Below are 21,161 nucleotides of genomic sequence, written 5' to 3'. Positions count from 1 at the left end.
CCAGACAGCCTTATAAAAAGCCTCTGCGTCGTATCGAACAGGATTTCGTGATGGTTGCCTCCGCCCTACCCGCCAAGATCAAGAACATCGACAAACTGTTGGTACACTGCCAGCGCCGCCGCTATACCGCCAAAAGCAACATCATCTGCGCCGGCGACCGGGCCGAGACACTGTCGTTCATCATCAAGGGTTCGGTGACCATCCTCATCGAAGACGACGACGGCCGTGAAATGATCATTGCCTATCTCAACAATGGCGATTTCTTTGGCGAGCTGGGGCTGTTCGAGCCGGTTGACGGCCAGCAGCAGCGCAGTGCATGGGTGCGAGCCAAGACCGAGTGCGAAGTGGCGGAAATCAGCTACGAGAAGTTTCGCGAACTGGCGCGCCAGGACCCGGAAATCCTCTATGCCCTGGGCAGCCAGATGGCCCAGCGCCTGCGTAACACCACACGCAAGGTCGGTGACCTGGCATTTTTCGACGTCACTGGGCGGGTTGCCCGTTGCCTCCTGGAATTGTGCAAGCAACCCGATGCCATGACCCACCCCGACGGCATGCAGATCAAGATCACCCGTCAGGAAATCGGGCGAATCGTCGGTTGCTCCCGAGAAATGGTCGGCCGCGTCCTCAAGGACCTTGAAGAGCGCAGCCTGGTGCAGGTCAAAGGGAAGACCATGGTGGTCTACGGCACCCGCTAGTCCCTGGGCAGGTCTGCAAGCACCTTGGCATAGGCCTGCGACAAGCGCTCGAACCAGGGTGCCGCAGGCGCCACTTCATGCAAGGCGATATGTGCATCGGCGCGGCAGCGCTGCTCCAGCTCGCAGCACTCGTTGAAGCGGTTGACCGCCGCCACCATCGACTCACGCTCGTTGTCCAGCAGCAACGCACCGTGCACCAGCACCACCGGGCGCTTGCCACCCAGGCCCTGACGCCAGCGCTGGGCGGTACCTACCAGCTTGCGGCCATTGAGGTTGACGTTGTAGCGGCCATCGCAGAACGCCCCGTCGATTTCACCCACCGACGCCACGCCACCCCACTCGCGCAGTACATCGCACAGCGGCAGGCACAGGCGCTCGTAGGCGCTTTCTATACGGCCGTGATCGCCTTCGCTGCGCGGGGCAACGTAGACCAGTGCGACGTTGACGGTGGAATGGGACTGGGGCACCGGCTCACCGCCAGTCTCGCGCAGCAGCACCGGCCAGCCGGCAATCGCCAGCTCCGCGCAGGCGGCTTCGAAGTTGTCCAGGCGGCTCATGCGCCGGGGCATGACCAGGGCATGGTCAGTAGGGCGCCAGAACAGCACGCCACTTTCGCGTTCGCCGCGGCACACCGCGGCCAGCAGGTCCTGTTCGGCGTGCAGGCCTTGCTCGACGGTCAGGGCCAGGGGTTGATCGGTCATTGATCCACCTTTGATGTTGTTTGTGATGGCCTGTTCGCGGGCATGCCCGCTCCCACAGGTCTAGCACAGGGCTTACCGTGGTGAAGAACCCGCGAAAGGGCCATGTCAGGCATACAAAAAAGCCGGCAAAAACGCCGGCTTCATTTGATCAGTCCAGGTGCTGAACTGTCTTCTTCACTTGTTCGGGGAAGAACAACCGCTGCAACTCCAGCCCAGGCTGCTCAGCGCGCATGAACGCCTCGCCCACCAGGAACGAGTAAACCTCGTTGATTGCCATCAGCTCGACATCGGCCCGGTTGAGAATACCGCTCTCGGTAATCGCCAGGCGATCACGCGGAATGCGCGGCAGCAGGTCAAGGGTGGTTTCCAGGCTGACCTCGAAGGTGTGCAGGTTGCGGTTGTTCACCCCCACCAGCGGCGTGTCCAGGGTTTTCAACGCGCGCTCCAGCTCATCGCCATCGTGCACTTCCACCAGCACGTCGAGGCCGACGTCTTTTGCGGTCGCGGCCAGTTCGGCCATCTTCACGTCATCCAGCGCCGAGACGATCAGCAGCACGCAGTCCGCGCCCAAGGCCCGGGCTTCGACGATCTGGTAAGGGTCGACCATGAAGTCTTTGCGGATCACCGGCAGCGAAACTGCTGCGCGTGCCTGCTGCAGGTACTCATCGGCACCCTGGAAGTAATCGACATCGGTCAGCACCGAGAGGCAGGTAGCGCCGCCCTTCTCGTAGCTGACAGCGATTTCCGCCGGCACGAAGTGCTCGCGGATCACGCCCTTGCTGGGCGAAGCCTTCTTGATCTCGGCGATCACCGCTGGCTGCTTGCGCTTGGCCTGCTCGATCAGCGCGTTGGCGAAACCACGCGGGGCATCGGCAACCTTGGCCAGGCCTTCCAGCTCGGCGAGGCTGACGCGCGCGCTGCGCTCGGCCACTTCCTGGAACTTGCGGGCAATGATCCTTTCCAGCACCGTCGGCACACTCATGCTTCGTTCTCCACCTTGAATACTGCAGTAAAGGCACCCAGTTCCTGCAGCTTTTCCCAGGCCAGGCCGGTGTGCAGTACGTCGTGGGCCAGTTCCACACCTTGAGCCAGGGTCATTGCATGGTCGGCTGCATACAGTGCCGCGCCAGCATTAAGCACTATCATCTCCGCGGCCTTCTGGCCGTTTTCGGTCTTGCGCCGGCCCAGCGCATCGCGGATCAACTCCAGCGACGCCTGCGGGTTCTCGACGGCAAGACCATGCAAGCTCTGGCTCTTCATGCCGAGGTCTTCCGGCTCGACCCAGTATTCAGTAATTTCGTCGTTCTTCAGCTCGGCAACGAAGGTGGGGGCAGCCAGGCTGAACTCATCCAGGCCATCCTTCGAGTGCACCACCAGCACATGCTTGCTACCCAGGCGTTGCAGTACCTCAGCCAACGGGCGGCACAGGGCCTGGGCGAACACGCCGACTACCTGATGCTTTACTCCGGCCGGATTCGTAAGCGGGCCGAGCATGTTGAACAGGGTACGCAACCCCAGATCGCGGCGCGGGCCGGCAGCATATTTCATTGCCGAGTGATGGCTTTGCGCGAACATGAAGCCGATGCCCAGGCTGTCAATGCAGCGGGCCACCTGAACTGGCGTCAGGTTCAGATAGATGCCGGCAGCTTCCAACAGGTCGGCACTGCCGCTCTTGCCCGACACTGCGCGGTTGCCGTGCTTGGCCACGGTGCAGCCCGCCGCCGCCAGGACGAACGAAGACGCGGTGGACACGTTGAAAATATTGGCGCCGTCACCGCCGGTGCCGACGATGTCGACCACGCCATCCAGGCTTTTCAGTTCAACCTTGTCGGCCAGTTCACGCATCACCGACACCGCGCCGACGATTTCGTCGATGCTTTCGCTTTTCATGCGCATGCCCATCAGGAAGGCGCCGATCTGCGCCTCGCTGCACTGGCCAGTCATGATCTGGCGCATCACGTCGCGCATTTCTTCGGTTGACAGGTCCAGCTGGCCGACGATACGGCTCAACGCGCTCTTGATATCCATGTTCGATCCTTAGCGGCGGCCGCCGGTCTGCTTGAGGAAGTTGGCGAACAGCTCGTGGCCCTGCTCGGTAAGGATCGACTCGGGGTGGAACTGCACCCCTTCGATATTCAGGGTTTTGTGGCGCAGGCCCATGATTTCGTCGACCGAACCGTCTGCATGAGCGGTCCAGGCAGTGACTTCCAGGCAATCGGGCAAGGTGTCGCGCTTGACCACCAGCGAATGGTAGCGGGTCACGGTCAGCGGGTTGTTGAGGCCGGCGAACACGCCCAGGTCACGGTGGTGTACCGGGCTGGTCTTACCGTGCATCACCTGGCGGGCACGCACCACGTCACCGCCAAAGGCCTGGCCGATGGACTGGTGCCCCAGGCACACGCCCAGGATCGGCAGCTTGCCGGCAAAATGCAGGATGGCCTCGATGGACACACCCGCTTCGCTGGGCGTGCACGGCCCTGGGGATACGACGATGCGCTCGGGGTTGAGGGCTTCGATCTGGGCGATGGTCATTTCGTCGTTGCGAATGACCTTGACCTCGGCACCCAGCTCGCCAAGGTACTGAACGACGTTGTAAGTGAATGAGTCGTAATTGTCGATCATCAGTAACATGGTGTTAAACCTCTTGAATTTACTGACTTCAAAATTCGAACCTTCTTGCAGCCGCCACAGGCACGGCTTCGCCACAGGGGGCAGTAAAGAAGAAGGCAAACGGGGGCGGGCCGGGCGGGCCGGCAGGGGATAAAGTCAGGCGCGCCAACGCCAGCGGGCGTGGGCCTTGATTACGCGCATCAAGAGTTTACTGACGATCAACACAGGATAGGTCTCGCTCATACGTTCCGGCACAGTAGCTTACCGGGGCGGCGGGCGCAATATGCCTGTAAACACGGGGAAACGAATGGACTTGGGAGGGATGCACTGCGATTTGCTAAGGTCGATTGCGCAGCCCTTCATAAAAACAAAGAAAAGGATGTTCCCTGATGCGAAAAGCCCCGTTATTGCGCTTTACCTTCGCTTCACTGGCCCTGGCCTGCAGCCAGGCGTTCGCCGCACCCTCGCCCTACTCCACCCTGATCGTGTTTGGCGACAGCCTCGCCGATGCGGGGCAGTTTCCCGACCTGAGTGGCGGTACCTCAGGCCTGCGGTCCACCAACCGCGATGCCGACGGCAACTTCGCCCCGGTGTCGCCGATGATCCTCGGTGGCCGACTGGGGGGCACACCAGACGACCTGAACCCATCAACATCGATAGGCATCCGCCCCGATGGCAACAACTGGGCTGTCGGCGGCTATACCACCCAGCAGATCCTGGATTCGATCACGACCACGTCCAAGACCGTCATCCCGCCAGGGAACCCCGGCGGCGGGCAGGTACTGCGAGAAAAACCCGGCTACCTGGCCAACGGCCTGCGCGCTGACCCCAATGCGTTGTACTACCTGACCGGCGGCGGCAACGACTTCCTGCAAGGCCTGGTGAACAGCCCGACCGACGCCGTGGCCGCCGGTGCCCGCCTGGCTGCCAGCGCCCAGGCTCTTCAGCAGGGTGGTGCCCGCTACATCATGGTCTGGCTGCTGCCCGACCTCGGCCAAACGCCCAACTTCAGCGGCACGCCGCAACAAAACCCGCTGTCGTTGCTGTCTGGCGCTTTCAACCAGTCGCTGCTCAGCCAACTGGGCCAGATCGATGCCGAGATCATCCCGCTGAACGTCCCCGTGTTGCTGAGCGAGGCACTGGCCAGCCCCACCCAGTTCGGCCTGGCCGGCGACCAGAACCTGGTCGGCACCTGCTATAGCGGCGATAGCTGCGTGGAAAACCCGGTGTACGGTATCAATGGCACAACCCCAGACCCGACAAAACTGCTGTTCAACGACTCGGTACACCCGACCATCGCTGGCCAGCAACTGATTGCCGACTATGCCTATTCGATCATCTCCGCCCCCTGGGAGCTTACGCTGCTCCCGGAACTGGCTCACGCCAGCCTGCGCGCCCACCAGGACGAACTGCGCAACCAATGGCAGACACCTTGGCAGGCAGTAGGCCAGTGGCAGGCCTTCGTCGCCGCCGGTGCCCAGAATCTGGACTTCGATGGCCAGCGCAGCGCAGCCAGCGGCGATGGCCGCGGCTATAACCTGACACTGGGCGGCAGCTACCGTTTGAACGACGCCTGGCGCCTGGGCCTGGCTGGCGGCGCGTACCGGCAAAAGCTGGAGGCCGGCGCCAATGATTCGGACTACAAACTGAACAGCTACCTGGCCAGCGCCTTCGCCCAGTACCGCCAGGACCGCTGGTGGGCCGATGCTGCGCTGACCGCCGGGCACCTGGACTACAGCGACCTCAAGCGCACCTTTGCCCTTGGCGTGAACGAGCGCAGCGAAAAGGGCGACACCGACGGCGAGGCCTGGGCAATGTCCGGGCGGCTGGGCTACAACCTGGCGGCAGACAGCAGCAATTGGCAGCTGGCGCCATTCATCAGTGCCGACTATGCACGAGTGAAAGTGGATGGCTACGACGAGAAGAGCGGGCGCTCGACAGCACTGGGCTTCGACGACCAGGAACGCACGTCACGCCGCCTGGGGGTGGGGCTGTTGGGCAGTGTGCAAGTGCTGCCAGGCACCCGGCTGTTTGCCGAGGTGGCGCAGGAGCATGAGTTCGAGGATGACCAGCAGGATGTGACGATGCACCTGACCAGCTTGCCCGCCAATGACTTCACCCTGACCGGTTATACGCCGCACAGCGACCTGACCCGGGCGAGCCTGGGGGTGAGCCATGAAGTGGTGGCAGGGGTGCATTTGCGCGGGAACTATAACTGGCGCAAGAGTGATGAGTTGACGCAGCAGGGTGTGAGCCTGGGGGTGAGCGTGGACTTCTGAATCGATGGGGCTGCTTTGCAGCCCCAATCTGTTTATTTAGCCAACGTCTGCTCTGCAAGCGCCACCGCACGGAACATCGCCCGGCGCTTGTTGATGGTTTCTTCCCACTCCAGCGCCGGCACCGAATCGGCAACGATGCCGCCACCGGCCTGCACATGCAATTCACCGTCCTTGATCACGGCAGTACGGATGGCAATCGCGGTGTCCATATTGCCGTTCCAGGCAAAGTAGCCGACTGCACCACCGTAAACCCCACGTTTGACCGGCTCCAGCTCGTCGATGATTTCCATCGCACGGATCTTCGGCGCACCCGACAGGGTGCCAGCCGGCAGGATTGCCCGCAGTGCATCCATCGCCGTCAGCCCTTCACGCAGCTGGCCGGTGACGTTGGACACAATGTGCATCACGTTGGAATAACGCTCGATCACCATTTTCTCGGTCAGGCGCACGCTGCCGGTCGAGGACACACGGCCGACGTCGTTGCGGCCCAGGTCGATCAGCATCAGGTGTTCGGCGATTTCCTTGTCGTCCGACAGCAGGTCGTCTTCGAGCGCGCGGTCGGCTTCTTCGGTCGCGCCACGCGGGCGGGTACCGGCAATCGGGCGCACGGTGACCAGGTTGTCCTCGACCCGCACCAGCACCTCGGGCGAACTACCGACCACATGGAAGTCGCCGAAGTTGAAGAAGTACATGTACGGCGTCGGGTTGAAACAGCGCAGCGCACGGTAAAGGTCGATGGGCGCAGCCTTGAAGTCGATCGACATGCGTTGCGACGGCACCACCTGCATGCAGTCGCCGGCCAGGATGTACTCCTTGATACGGCCGACCGCGTTCTCGTAGTCGTCGCGGGTATAGCTGGAGCGGAATTCCGGCTCGGCAGCCTGCGGGCCGCTCAGGTCCAGGCCACGGCGCGGGGTGATTGGCTGACGCAGGGTTTCCAGCAGGCCCTGCAGGCGTGCGTGGCCCTGTTCGAAGGCCTGCTCTTCAGCCGGGTCGACCAGCACGATGGCGTGCATCTTGCCCGCCAGGTTGTCGAACACCACCACCGCATCGGACACCATCAGCAGGATATCCGGCACGCCCAGGGGGTCCGGGTTGGGGCTGGCGCCCAGGCGCTTTTCCACATAGCGCACGCAGTCATAGCCGAAGTAGCCAACCAGGCCGCCATTGAAACGCGGCAGGCCGGGGATGTCGGCAACCTTGTAGCGGTCCTTGAAGGTTTCAACGAACGCCAGCGGGTCTTCGACATCGTGGCTTTCAACCTCGATGCCATCCTGCAGGATGCAGACGTGGTAGCCGTGCACACGCATCACGGTGCGCGACGGCAGGCCGATCATCGAATAACGGCCCCATTTCTCGCCACCCTGTACCGATTCGAGGAGGTACGAGTTGGGCTGGTCAGCCAGTTTCAGGTAGATCGACAGCGGCGTGTCGAAGTCGGCCAGGGTTTCGCAGGCCAGGGGGATGCGGTTGTAGCCGGCAGCGGCCAGGCGCAGGAATTCTTCGCGGTTCATGAGTAGCCTCGTGGCAAGCAGCAATAGGTCAGGCAAACGGACGGGCCGGCACGCGCCGGCAGGCTGAAGTCAGGCGCGCCAACGCCAACGGGCCAGGGCCTTGATGACTTTCATCCAGAATTTGCCAGTAACCACCACGGTGGGCTCTCTGTCTTGTGAGGCTTGAAGGTTGGCCAACGTTATCCCAGTGGCCGGGTCTGCGCAACCGGGCAACAATGCGCGCAGGTCGTCGATCACCAGGTTGGGGGATTCGTCGTGGATCGGCCGGCCATGGTTGTAGCCGTAGGTCAGCCCCACGCACTGCACGCCAGCCGCCTTGGCCGCCAATACGTCACTTCGCGAATCGCCGACAAACAGCGACTGCTGCGGGGTAACGCTGGCCATCTGCATGACAAACAGCAAAGCCGCCGGGTCTGGCTTTTTCTGCGGCAGGGTGTCGCCGCCAATGATCCAGCGGAAGTAGCGGCCGATTTTCATCTGGTCCAGCAGCGGGCCGACGAAGCGCTCGGGCTTGTTGGTGATCAGCGCCATTTCCACGCCCTGCTTGCGCAGCCAGCGCAGGGTGTCCTGCACACCGGGGTAGACCACGGTCAGCTCATGGCTTTCAGCATAGGCGTCCATGAACAGCGCCAGCGCCTGATCAGCCAGCGCGTCGTCCACGGCGGCGTGGTCGATGCCACCCGCCAGCGCCCGGCGCACCAGCACCTGGGCGCCGTTGCCGACCCAGTGGCGTACGGCGTCAAGGCCCGCGGGCGGGCGCCCCAGTTCGAGCAGCATGCGGTCCACGGCGGCGGCCAGGTCTGGCACGGAATCGATCAGGGTACCGTCCAGATCGAACATCACCAGCCTGGGCAGCGTCCCCGGGAACAGCTGCTCGAAGCCACTCATGGGCGGGCCTGAGCCAGCTCGGCGCGCATCTTGGCGATGACTTCCTGGTAGTCCGGTGCGTTGAAGATCGCCGAACCGGCCACGAAGGTGTCGGCGCCAGCGGCAGCGATCTCGCGGATGTTGTTGACGTTGACGCCACCGTCGATTTCCAGGCGGATATCGCGGCCACTGGCGTCGATCAGCGCACGCGCCTCACGCAGTTTGTCGACGGTGCCAGGGATGAACTTCTGCCCGCCAAAGCCTGGGTTGACGCTCATCAGCAGCACCATGTCGATCTTGTCCATCACGTACTTCAAGGCGTCCAGGCTGGTGGCCGGGTTGAACACCAGGCCGGCCTTGCAGCCGCCGTCCTTGATCAGTTGCAGCGAACGGTCGACGTGCTGCGAGGCTTCCGGGTGGAAGGTGATGTAGGTGGCGCCGGCTTCGATGAAGTCACCGATGATGCGGTCGACAGGGCTGACCATCAGGTGCACGTCGATCGGCGCGGTAACACCGTACTTGCGCAGAGCGGTGCAGACCATCGGGCCAATGGTCAGGTTGGGAACGTAGTGGTTATCCATGACATCGAAGTGGACGATGTCGGCCCCCGCAGCCAATACCTTGTCGACGTCCTCACCCAGGCGGGCGAAATCGGCGGAGAGGATGGAGGGGGCAATAGCGTAGGGCTGCATGGCGCACCTGTTGGCAGAATCACGGTGGCGCGCATTGTAACCCAGGCGAACGGATGAGGGCTGATTGGTATCACATGATCGCAACCGATACCCAAGAGCCTTGCACTGCCTGAGCTGGCCTCATCGCCGGCAAGCCAGCTCCCACAGGGTTCTCCACAGGCCTTATCAGATGCAGGGTCCTTTAGAGATCTCTGTGGGAGCTGGCTTGCCGGCGATGAGGCCAGCGCAGACGCCAGAAAATCAGGCCGGCTGTTGGGTTCTCAGCTTCTCGCTGCGCCCACGCAACCACTCCAGGGTCAGCAGCAACACCACCGAGAACGCAATCAGCAAGGTCGCCGCAGCAGCAATGGTCGGGCTCAGATTTTCGCGGATACCACTGAACATCTGCCGCGGCAGGGTCGCCTGCTCCGGCCCGGCCAGGAACAGCGTCACCACCACCTCGTCGAACGACGTCGCAAAGGCGAACAGCGCCCCCGAGATCACCCCGGGCGCAATCAGCGGCAAGGTCACCCGCCGGAAGGCCAGCAAGGGCGACGCACCCAGGCTGGCTGCCGCCCGCACCAGGTTGTAGTTGAAACCCTGCAAGGTTGCCGACACGGTAATGATGACGAACGGCACACCCAGCACCGCATGCACCAGAATCAGCGAGGTAAAGCTGTTACCCATCCCCAGCGGAGCGAAGAACAGGTAGCTGGCCACACCGATGATCACCACCGGCACCACCATCGGTGAAATCACCAGCGCCATCACCAGCGACTTGCCGGGAAAATCGCCACGGGTCAGGCCAATGGCCGCCAGGGTGCCGAACACCATGGCCAATACCGTGGCCGCCGGGGCGACGATGATGCTGTTTTTCAGCGCCCGCATCCACTCGGCCGAGCCGAAGAAGTCCTGGTACCACTGCAGCGAGAAGCCCTGCAGCGGGTACACCAGGAAGCTGCCACTGTTGAACGACAGCGGCACGATCACCAGCACCGGCAAGATCAGGAACAGCAGAACCAGGCCGCAAAGAATGCGCAGGCTGTAGAACCAGACCCGCTCCACGGGCGACATGTATGGGCTCAGCATGACAAGGCTCCTCAGCTCAGGCGCAGGCGGCTGGCGCCGACCAGCCAGCTATAGATCAGGTACAACAGCACGGTAGCCAGCAGCAACAGCCCGCCCAGTGCGGTGGCCATGCCCCAGTTGATGCTGGTGTTGGTGTAAAAAGCCACGAAGTAGCTGACCATCTGGTCGTTCGGGCTACCCAGCAGCGCCGGGGTGATGTAGTAGCCGATGGCCAGGATGAACACCAGCAGGCAGCCCGCGCCAACACCGGCGTAGGTCTGCGGGAAGTACACCCGCCAGAAGCTGGCGAATGGGTGGCAGCCCAGCGAAATCGCGGCACGCATATAGCTGGGCGAAATGCCCTTCATCACGCTGTACAGCGGCAGGATCATGAACGGCAGCAGAATGTGCACCATGGAGATGTACACACCGGTGCGGTTGAACACCAGTTCCAGCGGCTGGTCGATGATGCCCATGGCCATCAGGGCGCTGTTGATCAGGCCACCCGATTGCAGCAGCACGATCCACGCCGCCACCCGCACCAGGATCGATGTCCAGAACGGCAGCAGCACCAGAATCATCAGCAGGTTGCTCTGCCGGGTCGGCAGGTTGGCCAAGAGGTAGGCCAGCGGGTAAGCCAGCACCAGGCAGATGGCGGTAATCACCACACCCATCCACAAGGTGCGGGCAAAGATATCCAGGTAAATGGCCTGGTCCGGCGTGGCCTTGGCCAGCTCGCCCAGGTCGTCGATGCGGTGGTCCACGGAAGCCAGCAGGTAGAACGAGGTCACCGTACTGGTATTGCGGCGTATCGCCTGCCAGTAGGCCGGGTCGCCCCAACGCTCGTCGACGGCCTGCAGGGCGTCTTTATAAGAGGCAGGCTCTGCCTTGAATGGCAGTGCGCGGGCGGTCTTGGTCAACAAGCTGCGGTAGCCGGCCAGTTCCATGTTCAGGCGCTTGGAAAGGTCGCCAAGGGTCTGGTTCTTGCGCGACTCGGCCAGGTCCTGGCTCAGCGCCTTGTACACCTCCTCGCCCGGCAGGCTCTTGCCATCCCACTGGGTGATGATGTCGACCGTGCGTGGCAGGCCGGCGACCACTTCCGGGTTGCCGACGCTCTTGTACAGCAGCGCCGCGATCGGCACCAGGAACACCAGCAGAAGAAACAGCGCCAGCGGCGCGATCAACGCCTGCGCCTTCCAGCGGTTGACCCGCTCGGCGTGTTTCAGGCGCTGCTTGAGACTTGGACCTGCGCCTTCGTTGAGGGGCACTGCAATGGCCATGGCGAACTCCGCGATACGAACTGAAAATGGGGCTGCTGTGCAGCCCATCGCCGGCAAGCCAGCTCCTACAGGTACTGCACCGGCCTCAAGATTTCTGATCCCTGGGCCTTACAGGTACTGCACTGGCTTGCGGGATTACGCGCTCCCTGTGGGAGCTGGCTTGCCGGCGATGGGCCGCATGGCGGCCCTGCTTTGCGGTTTGTTACTTCTTCGCCGCCCAGGCGTTGAAGCGTTGCTCCAGCTGCTCGCTGTTGTCGGCCCAGAAGGCCACGTCGATCTGCACCTGGTTGGCGATGTTTTCAGGCGTGGTCGGCATGTCCTTCTTCACCTCGTCCGACAGCAGGCTCACGGCCTTGGCGTTGGCCGGGCCGTAGGCGATGTTCTCGGAGTAGATCTTCTGCTGCTCGGGCTTGACGCTGTAAGCGATGAATTTCTTCGCCTCTTCGACGTTCTTGGCGCCTTTAGGGATCGCCCAGGCGTCAAAGTCGTAGATACCACCGTTCCACACCACCTTGAGGTTGCTCTCTTTCTGCACAGCGGCAATACGCCCGTTGTAGGCAGAACTCATGACCACGTCGCCAGAGGCCAGGAACTGTGGCGGCTGTGCACCCGCTTCCCACCACTGGATACTGGGCTTGAGCTCATCGAGTTTCTTGAAGGCGCGGTCTTGGCCTTCTTTGGTTGCCAGCACTTTGTAGACGTCCTTGGGCGCAACGCCATCGGCCATCAGTGCGAATTCCATGGTGTACTTGGCACCTTTGCGCAGGCCACGCTTGCCCGGGAACTGCTTGGTGTCCCAGAAATCGGCCCAACTGGTAGGTGCGGTCTTGAGCTTGTCGGCGTTGTAGGCCATGACCGTGGACCAGACGAAGAAGCCCACGCCGCAAGGCTGGATGGCACCCGGCACGTAATCGGCCTCGCTGCCGAACAGGGCTGGGTCGAGCTCTTCGAACATGCCCTCATCGCACCCGCGCGCCAGCTCTGGCGACTCAACCTCTACCAGGTTCCACGACACGCTCTTGGTGTCGACCATCGCCTTCACCTTGGCCATTTCGCCGTTGTACTCACCGGCGACGATCTTGCCATTACCCGCCTTCTCCCATGGCTCGTAGAACGCCTTTACCTGGGCAGCCTTGTTGGCGCCCCCAAACGAAATCACGGTGAGGTCTGCGGCCATGGCCTGGCCAGCGGCGAACAGCCCCAGGGCCAGGGCGGTCAGTTTCAACTGCTTGCGCATTCTTATTCTCTCCACAGTACAGGGTTGGTGAAGCAATCCATCAATGGGCTTCGGCAATCGGATCGAGCGCGCGGGCGTGCTCCACCTCCCAGCCCAGCGGTACCACGTCGCCCACGGCCAGGGCCGGGTCGAGCTCGGCAATCGGCTGTTTCACGAAGAAATCGGCCTTGCCGCAAACTTCCAGGCGCACCCGCACGTGGTCGCCAAGGTAAATGAATTCGGCCACCCGGCCAGAGAAGCGGTTGACGCAGCTCTCGCTGTGGCCATTCAGGCGCACACGCTCGGGGCGGATTGAAAGGGTTACCGGCTCGCCGGCCTGGCCGACGTTCACCGCCAGCGCCTCGACCCGTTCGCCGCGCGGCAACTGCACCTGGCAGCGCTTGCCGTCGCTGGCCAGCAGCGTGCCGTTGATGCGGTTGTTCTCACCGATGAAGTTGGCGACAAAGGTGTTGCAAGGTTCTTCGTACAGCGTGCGCGGGTCGGCGATCTGCTGGATCTCGCCCTGGTGGAATACCGCCACACGGTCGGACATGGTCAGCGCTTCGCCCTGATCGTGGGTCACGTACACCACGGTCACACCAAGGCGCTGGTGGATGTGCTTGATCTCCATCTGCATGTGTTCACGCAGTTGCTTGTCCAGCGCGCCGAGCGGTTCGTCCATCAGCACCAACTGCGGCTCGAATACCAGCGCACGGGCCAGGGCCACACGCTGCTGCTGGCCACCGGAAAGCTGGCCGGGGTAGCGCTTGGCAAAAGCATCGAGCTGGACCATGTTCAGCACGCGCTTGACCCGCTCGCTGATGTCGGTCTTGCTCAGGTTGCGCACGCTCAGCGGAAAGGCCAGGTTCTCGGCCACGGTCATGTGCGGGAACAGCGCGTAGTTCTGGAACACCATGCCGATGTCGCGCTTGTGCGGCGGCACGTTGTTGATCGAACGGCCGGCCAACTGAATTTCACCGGCGGTAGGGGTTTCGAAGCCGGCCAGCATCATCAGGCTGGTGGTCTTGCCGGAGCCGGACGGGCCAAGCAGGGTAAGGAACTCGCCCTTGCGGATGTCCAGGTTGAGGTCTTTGACGATCAGCGACTCGCCGTCGTAGCTCTTCTGCACACCACGGAAGCTGACCAGCGTTTCGCTGGTTGCAGCGTTCGACTTCGCCTCGCTCATGCCTGCACCTTCTTGTTGGATGACTGCGTAGGCAAAAGAGTAGAAGAGGCGCAAGCGCACGAAAATCGGGGGCACTGAGAGAATGCCATCATCCAGATGGAAGATTTGCTGTAGGGATTGCCCTACAACAATGGCGGGATTTGAATACTCGTCCTGAGCATCACACTGTCCCCTGTGGGAGCGGGTTCACCCGCGAAAGGGCCAGGCCTGCCATGTGAGGTGCCTGGGCAGGCCTCTTCGCGGGTGAACCCGCTCCCACACGAGGCTGGTGCAGGCGGCGAAAAGCCTATGTCGCAATCAGACCAGCTTGTGTTCCATGGCGTACTTCACCAGCTCCGCCAGCGAGTTCACTTTCAGCTTTTGCATCAAGCGCGCCTTGTGGGTGCTGATGGTTTTGCTCGACAGCGCCAGCTGCTGGGCAATGTCGTTGACGTTGGCCCCCTGGGCCAGGCGCTCGAACACCGAAAACTCCCGCTCCGACAGCAGCGTGTGCAATGGCCGGGACTCAGTCAGGCCCACTTCGAACACCATGCGGTCGGCCAGCGACGGATCGATATAACGCCCGCCACTCGCCACCCTGCGAATCGCAGTCAGTAGCAGTGCCGGGTCACTGTCCTTGGTGGCGTAGCCCGCCGCACCAGCCTTCAGCGCCCGCGCTGCCATCTGTGCCTCATCGTGCATCGACAGCATCAGGATTGCCGGGGCATCGTGCAACGCACGGATCCGCGGGATCGCCTCCAGGCCATTCACACCTGGCATCGAGATATCCAGCAGCACCACTTCGCACGGCGTGTGGCGCAGGGTTTCCAGCAGTTGCTCGCCATTCCCGGCCTCCCCCACCACCTGCATGTCCTTGGCCAAGCCAATCAACTGCTTGATGCCTTCACGGACAATGGTGTGGTCTTCGGCCACCAGTACTCGAATCACGATTGCTCTCCTACTCCAACGGAATGGCCACACTCAGGCTGGTGCCTTCGCCTGGTTCACTGGCCAGCGCCATGCTGCCCCCCAGCATCAGCACCCGCTCGCGTACACCCACCAGGCCAAATGAAGTGGGCCGGGTCTGCTCGTGGCAAAAGCCTTGGCCATCATCGCTGACCGTCATGCGCAATTGCCCGTCTTCACGCACCAGTTCGATCTCCACGCTGTGCGCCTGGGCGTGACGCATCACGTTGGTCAGCGCCTCCTGCAGGATACGAAACAGGCCAGTGGCCTTGGCATCGCTCAATGCAGGCAGATTATCCGGCACTTGTACCAGGCAGGGGATCTGCGTGCGGGCTTCGAAGCGCCGTGCCTGCCATTCGATGGCCGAGGCAATGCCGGCATCGAGGATCGGCGGACGCAAGGCAGTGGCAACATCACGCACCAGCTGGAACAGCTGGGCAATCAGGCGCTTCATGCTTGCCAGGCGCTCATTCAGCCCAGGGTCCAGCTCGGCAAACGCTAGCTCGCACATCGACACTTCCAGCTTGAGCACAGTCAGCATCTGCCCCAGCTCATCATGCACTTCCCGGGCGATGCGCGCCTTTTCTTCCTCGCGCACGCTCTCCAGGTGGGCCGACAGCTCGCGCAACTGTTCCTGGGATCGGGCCAGTGCCAATTCTGCCCGCTTACCCTGGGTGATGTCCCATACCACACCGTCCCATACCACTTGGCCGTTGGCCAGGCGCCGGGTGCTGGCCTTGATGTCAGCCCAGCGTTGCTCACCCTGACGGGTCAGGATGCGCCCCTGCCAGGACCAGTCCTGGTCGCTGGCCAAGGCCAGGTCCTGGACCCGGTGGTAGTCGGCGCGGTCTTCGGGGTGAACCAGGTTGCGCAAGCCCATCTGTGGGTGCTGGATCTCGGCCGGTGCATACCCCACCAGCGCCTCGCTGCCCTCACTGATGTAGGGGAATTCCAGCTCGCCTTCGGCCGGGTCACGCTCCAGGCGAAACACCAGCCCCGGCACGTTGCCGGCAATGCCTTTGAGCCGCGCCTCGCTTTCGCGCAGTGCCGCCAGGGCGCGGTGGCGTTCGGTGACATCGGCGAGGTAGACCACCAGGTATTCGGAATCACGAAAGCGCAAAAAACTTAGTGATAGCTCGACCGGGAGCAGGCTGTGGTCGGCCCGCCGGCACTGTGCCTCGAACTGGCCGACACCGCCCTCCCCGGTGCGGGCGCCTTTCCACAACTCCAGCCAGCGGTCCATGGTCAGGCTTGGCTCGAAAGCGCTCAAAGGCCGCTCCAGCAGTTCGCCGTCGCCATAACCCAGCATGCGCTCGGCAGCATGGTTGGCGTAGCGTACGTGGCTGTCCCAGTTGACCCAGAGAATGCCCACCGTGCTCTGGTCGATGGCGAACTGGCTCAGGCGCAAGGCCTCTTCACGCACTTGTCGCTCCACCAGGCTTTCCCGTGTGGTCAGCAGGCTGCGCTCCAGCTGGCGCTGCTGCCGGCGCTGCCACACCAGCGTGGCCAAGGCACACAACAGCAACAAACCGAACAGCAAGGCCAGGTTCTGCCAAAAGCCTGGCGACTCGCTAAGGCGTGGGTATTTGGGCTGCAACCAGCGTTGGTGCAGCTGCTCCAGCTCCTTGGCCGGCAGCGCCTGCAGGCCGCGTTCGAGCACATCGGCCAGCAGCGGCCAGTCGCGTCGCGAGCCGATACGCAGCAGCTGCGGCAGGCCGATATCGCCGACCACCGCCAGCTCACTGAATTCGCTCTCACGTGACAAGCGGCTGAGCTGGGCTTCATCCAGCACCGCGAAACCGGCCTGGCCACCTACCACCAGTTGCAATGCCTCACGCTCGTTGGGCACCCCCTGCAAGTTGAGGTTGCCGTAGTTGCCGCGCAGGTAATCGGCCAGCTGGCTGGGCATGCGCACTGCCACCCGCTGCTCGGCTTCAAGCTTTTCCAGCTCCACGGCCATGGCGCCGGTGCGCGGCCCCACCACCAGTTGCGGCACGCGCATGTACGGGTCGCTGAACAGCCACAGCCGCAGGCTGGCCGGCGTCTGGGTAAGGCCGGGGGCGAAGTCGATTTCGCCGCTATGCAGGGCATGTTCCAGGCTGGCCTGGTCGCTGAAGTTGCGCCAGGTAAGGTCCAGGCGCAGCGCCTGCGCCAGGCTGTTCACCAGTTCTACGTTGGCCCCGTACAGTTGCTGCAGGCGCCGGTCGAACTGGGCGTAGGGCGCCTGCAGCACCAGGCCGACGCGCAAGCTGCGGTGCGCGTCCAGCCACTGCTGCTGCGCAGGCTCCAGGGTAACGGTGGGCACTGCCTCGGGCCGGGCCAATGCAATCAAGGGCAGCCACAAGCAGCCGATAACCAACAGGCGACGCACTCGCTTCATCTAAACGCTCGTCTTGGCAAAGGCGGCCATGCAGCATGGCCGTCACGGGCAAATACTATTAGGCTGCCGGTATCATTCTGGCCCTGGGTTGACTCATGTCCACACTTTATCGCACGACGCTGGCAATGTGCTGCCTGGCCTCGATCCTTCCACTCGGCGCCTTGGCCGCCGATGCCGAAAAACCACCCACCACCACCGAGGCTCCAGCCGCCCAAGCCTCGCGCCCGCCCCTGCTGGAGCGCAGCCAGGAAGATGCCCAGGCGCTGGAACGGCTTGTACCCAAGGCCGAGCAGCAGACCCTGCAGGCCGGTGCCGACAGCTTCCTGGCACTTTGGAAACCCGCCAATGACAACGACCCGCAAGGGGCAGTCATCATTATTCCCGGTGCAGGCGAGACCGCCGACTGGCCAAATGCGGTCGGCCCACTGCGGCAGAAATTCCCGGATGTCGGCTGGCACAGCCTGAGCGTCAGCCTGCCCGACCTGCTCGCCGACAGCCCGCAAGCACGGGTCGAAGCCACACCGCCTGCCGAGCCTGCGAAAGACCAAGGCGAAAGCGCCCCTGCCAAGGATGTGCCGGCCGATGCCAATGCCAACGTCGCCCAGGCCACGGCGGCCGATGCCGATGCGGCAGAAAGCACTGACGCCGAACAGGCCAGCGAGCAGGCGGACCCTGCAGATGCCGAGCGTATCTTCGCCCGCCTGGATGCCGCCGTGGCGTACGCCCAGCAACACAACGCCCGCAGCATCGTGCTGATCGGCCATGGTAGCGGTGCGTATTGGGCGGCCCGCTACCTGAGCGAGAAGCAGCCACCTCAGGTACAAAAGCTGGTGATGGTCGCCGCACAGACACCGGCGCGGGTTGAGCATGACCTGGAAAGCCTGGCGCCGACCTTGAAGGTGCCGACAGCGGATATCTATTACGTCACCCGCAGCAGCGACCGCAACGCGGCCGAACAGCGCCTGCAGGCCAGCAAGCGGCAGAAGGACAGCCAGTACCGGCAGTTGTCGTTGATTGCCATGCCGGGGAACAAGGCCGCGGAACAAGAGCAGTTGTTCCGCCGGGTACGGGGATGGATGAGCCCTCAGGGTTGAGCTGAAATCGATGGGGGTGCCGGGCACCCCCATCGCGACACAAGGCCGCTCCCACAAGTACTGCGCACCCCTCGGGCTTTGCGCGAACGTGTAGGAGCGGCCTTGCATCGCGATGGGCCGCACAGCGGCCCCGTTTTGTTACAGGCCCCGCCGCTTACGAATCATGGCATAGGCCTGATGCAATTCACGGGTACGCTCGGTCGCCTCACGCACCTGCGCCTCGCTGGCACCGGTACCCGCCAGCTTGTCCGGGTGATGCCGGCTCACCAGCCGGCGATACGCCTGCTTGACCTTGTCCGTCTCCGTGTCCGCCTCAACTGCAAGCAAGCGCAACGCTGCGGCATAGGTCATGGCCACCCCTTCCGTTCCGGCGGCCTTGCGTGGCTCGTACTCCAGCGACATCGCCTGCACCTGGCGCCGGCTCAGGCCCAGCTTCTGCCCCCAGTCCAGCAGCAGCTCACGCTCCTTGTTGCCCATCTTGCCGTCGGCCCAGACCATGCGCCAACAGGCGCGCAGGGTGCCTTCAGCCGCATGCGGCTGCTGGCGAATGCGGCGCAAATGGCTGCCCAGCCGGTCCTTGCCCGCCTTGCCGCGGTTGAACGCGGCTATCGCCCGCAGCCGGGCCGCTTCGGCCAGGTCCAGGCGCACCATCTCCTGGCGCGCCTGGCGGATATGCTGCTCAGCCACCCGGCCATCGCACTTGGCCAGGCGCCCGAGCATCACGAACAGCAACTCGTCGTCGCGCAAGGCCGAGCGACCGCCCAGGCGTTCGCGCATGTCTTCCCAGCCTTGCAAGCGCAAGCGGCGGTCCAGGGCCTGCCCAAGCAACCCGCCGAGCAAGGCCCCCGGAATGCTGGCAACAGCAAAACCGGCACTCACACCAATCAGCGTGCCTGGCCACCACATGTCAGGCGCGCTCGCCAATCAAGCGCTCAGCCTCGGCCAGGCGCTCAGGCGTACCAACATCCACCCAGTGCCCACGGTAGTGCTCGCCAGTGACCTTGCCGTCTGCCATGGCCTGACGCAGCAGCGGCGCCAGCTTGAAGGCGTCGGCCTGGCAACCGTCGAACAGTGCCGGGTGCAGCACCGAAAGGCCACTGAAGGTCAGCGTGCCTGGAGCATCATCGCCATCGACGACCTGCTCGCCCACCAGGCGAAAGTCACCGCGGCCGTGATGGCCAGGGTTGTCGACCAGTACCAGGTGAGCAAGGCCTTGCAGAGGGGCCTGCAGGCATGTGAAGTCGTAGTCGCTCCAGACATCGCCGTTAACCAGCAGGAACGGCGCGTCACCCAGCAATGGCAGGGCCTTGAAGATGCCACCACCGGTTTCCAGCGGCTCGCCCTCGGGTGAATAACGAATGCTCAGCCCGAAGCGGCTGCCATCGCCCAGGTGATCTTCGATCTGCTGGCCCAGCCAGGCATGGTTGATCACCACCTCGGTAACACCCGCCGTCGCCAGGGCGTGCAGGTGGTACTCGATCAGCGGCTGGCCGGCGACCGGGATCAGTGGCTTGGGGGTATGCAGGGTCAACGGGCGCATGCGCTCGCCTTTGCCCGCTGCCAGGATCATTGCCTTCATGCACGCGCTCCGGCCTGCAACTCGGCAATCAGCTCACCCAGCTCCGCCAATTCGGGCCGGCGGCCGATCACTTCTTCTATATAGGCGAAGAAACGCGGCACGTCGCCCAGGTAGCGCGGCTTGCCATCACGGTGGCAAATGCGGGCGAAAATGCCGATGACTTTCAGGTGGCGCTGCACCCCCATCAGGTCGCTGGCACGCTGGAATGCTTCGAAGTCGCCCTGTACCGGGATGCCGGCCGCCTTTGCCCGCTGCCAGTAGTCTCGCAGCCAGGCTTCGACCCGTGCCTGCGGCCAGCTGAGGAAGGCGTCCTTGAACAGGCAGGTGATGTCGTAGGTGACCGGGCCGTACACCGCATCCTGGAAGTCCAGCACACCGGGGTTGGGGGTGCTCTGCATCAGGTTGCGCGGCATGTAGTCGCGGTGCACCAGCACCTTGGGCTGCGCCAGCGCGCTGTCTATCAGCAGTTGGCTGACGCGCTGCCAGGTGGCTTTCTGCGCTTCGCTCAAGGCCAGCCCAAGCTCACGCCCCACGTACCACTCGGGGAACAGCTCTACTTCACGGCGCAGCAGGGCGTCGTCGTAGCTGGGCAGCGGCGCATCCATTGGCAGACGCTGGAAGGCCAACAAGGCCTCGATGGCGTCGGCAAACAGGCCATCGGCGTTATCCGCATCAATAATATCAAGGTATGTCTGGTGGCCCAGATCCCCCAGCAGCAGGAAGCCCCGCTCCAGGTCCTGGGCATGGATCAGCGGCACATGCACACCAGCGCTGGCTAGCAGGTGGTCGATGGCGACGAACGGTCGGCAGTTTTCCTGCGGAGGGGGTGCGTCCATGATCACGAAGCTGTGGCCCGCGCCCTGCCAGCGGAAGTAGCGGCGGAAGCTGGCGTCGCTGCTGGCCGCGGTCAGGCTGCCCGCGGGCACTTCGCCCCAGGCGTTGTTGCGGAAAAGATCATTGAGCTGCTCATCGAGCCAGACCGTCAGTTGTTGCAGGCGTACATCGTGTTCAGGCATTACAAGGGTCTCCGACGGCCCTAGCCGTCAAGCGGGTCATGCTTTATTATCCAGCATCTT

At 63.2% G+C, this 21,161-nt stretch carries 19 protein-coding genes; 3 read left to right on the top strand and 16 right to left on the bottom strand.

Going from position 1 to position 21,161, the window contains the following annotated elements; all coding sequences use genetic code 11:
* Window positions 1-50: 50 nt before the first annotated feature.
* Window positions 51-695 (top strand): cAMP-activated global transcriptional regulator CRP, encoded by a 645-nt coding sequence (crp, locus tag JOY50_RS18250; protein WP_019472947.1) that lies wholly within the window; start codon window positions 51-53, stop codon window positions 693-695.
* Here crp and JOY50_RS18245 read toward each other — a convergent pair.
* The 4 genes from JOY50_RS18245 to JOY50_RS18230 all read right to left on the bottom strand — a co-directional run bounded on the left by JOY50_RS18245 (window position 692) and on the right by JOY50_RS18230 (window position 4,027).
* Window positions 692-1,396, bottom strand: coding sequence for a lipoyl protein ligase domain-containing protein (locus JOY50_RS18245; RefSeq protein ID WP_026034623.1), 705 nt, complete (start codon window positions 1,394-1,396; stop codon window positions 692-694). The genes crp and JOY50_RS18245 overlap by 4 nt on opposite strands.
* Window positions 1,397-1,544: 148 nt before the next feature.
* On the bottom strand, window positions 1,545-2,378 hold the full coding sequence (gene trpC / locus JOY50_RS18240; protein WP_016497725.1) for an indole-3-glycerol phosphate synthase TrpC: 834 nt from the start codon (window positions 2,376-2,378) through the stop codon (window positions 1,545-1,547).
* On the bottom strand, window positions 2,375-3,424 hold the full coding sequence (gene trpD, locus JOY50_RS18235; RefSeq protein ID WP_132843087.1) for an anthranilate phosphoribosyltransferase: 1,050 nt from the start codon (window positions 3,422-3,424) through the stop codon (window positions 2,375-2,377). The genes trpC and trpD overlap by 4 nt, the downstream gene beginning before the upstream one ends.
* 9 nt (window positions 3,425-3,433) lie before the next feature.
* A complete protein-coding gene (locus JOY50_RS18230) occupies window positions 3,434-4,027 on the bottom strand; it encodes an aminodeoxychorismate/anthranilate synthase component II (protein ID WP_019472944.1) in 594 nt (197 codons plus the stop codon).
* 368 nt (window positions 4,028-4,395) lie between these two features.
* On the opposite strand from JOY50_RS18230, the gene estP reads away from it, so the two are divergent.
* The gene (gene estP, locus JOY50_RS18225) at window positions 4,396-6,285 is read left to right on the top strand and encodes an esterase EstP (RefSeq protein ID WP_243055602.1); all 1,890 of its coding nucleotides are present in this window, start codon (window positions 4,396-4,398) and stop codon (window positions 6,283-6,285) included.
* Between the two features lie 32 nt (window positions 6,286-6,317).
* On the opposite strand, the gene trpE is transcribed toward estP, so the two are convergent.
* The 9 genes from trpE to JOY50_RS18180 form a co-directional block, all read right to left on the bottom strand.
* On the bottom strand, window positions 6,318-7,799 hold the full coding sequence (gene trpE / locus JOY50_RS18220) for an anthranilate synthase component I (protein WP_243055601.1): 1,482 nt from the start codon (window positions 7,797-7,799) through the stop codon (window positions 6,318-6,320).
* Window positions 7,800-7,868: 69 nt separating this feature from the next.
* Complete coding sequence (locus JOY50_RS18215; RefSeq protein ID WP_132843081.1) at window positions 7,869-8,687, bottom strand: phosphoglycolate phosphatase; 819 nt, start codon at window positions 8,685-8,687, stop codon at window positions 7,869-7,871.
* A complete protein-coding gene (gene rpe / locus JOY50_RS18210; protein WP_132843078.1) occupies window positions 8,684-9,358 on the bottom strand; it encodes a ribulose-phosphate 3-epimerase in 675 nt (224 codons plus the stop codon). The genes JOY50_RS18215 and rpe overlap by 4 nt, the downstream gene beginning before the upstream one ends.
* A 240-nt stretch (window positions 9,359-9,598) precedes the next feature.
* Window positions 9,599-10,426 (bottom strand): ABC transporter permease, encoded by an 828-nt coding sequence (locus JOY50_RS18205; protein WP_016497719.1) that lies wholly within the window; start codon window positions 10,424-10,426, stop codon window positions 9,599-9,601.
* An 11-nt stretch (window positions 10,427-10,437) separates the two neighbouring features.
* Window positions 10,438-11,685, bottom strand: coding sequence for an ABC transporter permease (locus JOY50_RS18200; protein ID WP_132843076.1), 1,248 nt, complete (start codon window positions 11,683-11,685; stop codon window positions 10,438-10,440).
* 202 nt (window positions 11,686-11,887) lie between these two features.
* Window positions 11,888-12,922: an ABC transporter substrate-binding protein gene (locus JOY50_RS18195; protein ID WP_132843074.1), complete on the bottom strand. Its 1,035-nt coding sequence runs from the start codon at window positions 12,920-12,922 to the stop codon at window positions 11,888-11,890.
* Between the two features lie 40 nt (window positions 12,923-12,962).
* The gene (locus tag JOY50_RS18190; RefSeq protein WP_132843071.1) at window positions 12,963-14,087 is read right to left on the bottom strand and encodes an ABC transporter ATP-binding protein; all 1,125 of its coding nucleotides are present in this window, start codon (window positions 14,085-14,087) and stop codon (window positions 12,963-12,965) included.
* A 297-nt stretch (window positions 14,088-14,384) separates the two neighbouring features.
* Window positions 14,385-15,017: a response regulator transcription factor gene (locus tag JOY50_RS18185; RefSeq protein ID WP_192902526.1), complete on the bottom strand. Its 633-nt coding sequence runs from the start codon at window positions 15,015-15,017 to the stop codon at window positions 14,385-14,387.
* Between the two features lie 7 nt (window positions 15,018-15,024).
* On the bottom strand, window positions 15,025-17,412 hold the full coding sequence (locus tag JOY50_RS18180) for a PAS domain S-box protein (RefSeq protein WP_132843067.1): 2,388 nt from the start codon (window positions 17,410-17,412) through the stop codon (window positions 15,025-15,027).
* A 95-nt stretch (window positions 17,413-17,507) separates the two neighbouring features.
* Here JOY50_RS18180 and JOY50_RS18175 point away from each other — a divergent pair, with 95 nt between their 5' ends.
* Entirely contained in the window at window positions 17,508-18,506 is a 999-nt protein-coding gene (locus JOY50_RS18175) for an alpha/beta hydrolase family protein (RefSeq protein ID WP_132843065.1), read from the top strand.
* 138 nt (window positions 18,507-18,644) lie between these two features.
* Here JOY50_RS18175 and JOY50_RS18170 read toward each other — a convergent pair whose 3' ends face one another.
* Genes JOY50_RS18170 through JOY50_RS18160 form a run of 3 tightly spaced genes read right to left on the bottom strand, consistent with a single transcriptional unit; the run spans window position 18,645 to window position 21,101 of the window.
* Window positions 18,645-19,412, bottom strand: a complete 768-nt coding sequence (locus JOY50_RS18170) for a TerB family tellurite resistance protein (RefSeq protein WP_132843121.1) — start codon at window positions 19,410-19,412, stop codon at window positions 18,645-18,647.
* 1 nt (window position 19,413) lies between these two features.
* A complete protein-coding gene (gene murU / locus JOY50_RS18165) occupies window positions 19,414-20,085 on the bottom strand; it encodes an N-acetylmuramate alpha-1-phosphate uridylyltransferase MurU (protein ID WP_243055600.1) in 672 nt (223 codons plus the stop codon).
* Window positions 20,082-21,101 carry an aminoglycoside phosphotransferase family protein gene (locus JOY50_RS18160; protein ID WP_019470215.1) on the bottom strand — a complete coding sequence of 340 codons (1,020 nt, stop codon included), beginning with the start codon at window positions 21,099-21,101 and terminating at the stop codon, window positions 20,082-20,084. Before JOY50_RS18160 ends, murU begins: the two co-directional genes overlap by 4 nt.
* Window positions 21,102-21,161: the final 60 nt, after the last annotated feature.

The sequence above is a fragment of the Pseudomonas sp. BP01 genome (assembly GCF_022760795.1).
In the GTDB taxonomy this organism is placed as follows: Bacteria; Pseudomonadota; Gammaproteobacteria; order Pseudomonadales; family Pseudomonadaceae; genus Aquipseudomonas; species Aquipseudomonas putida_Q.
Note: the sequence above shows the minus strand (reverse complement) of the source record. Positions and strands in the feature narration are given on the sequence as shown.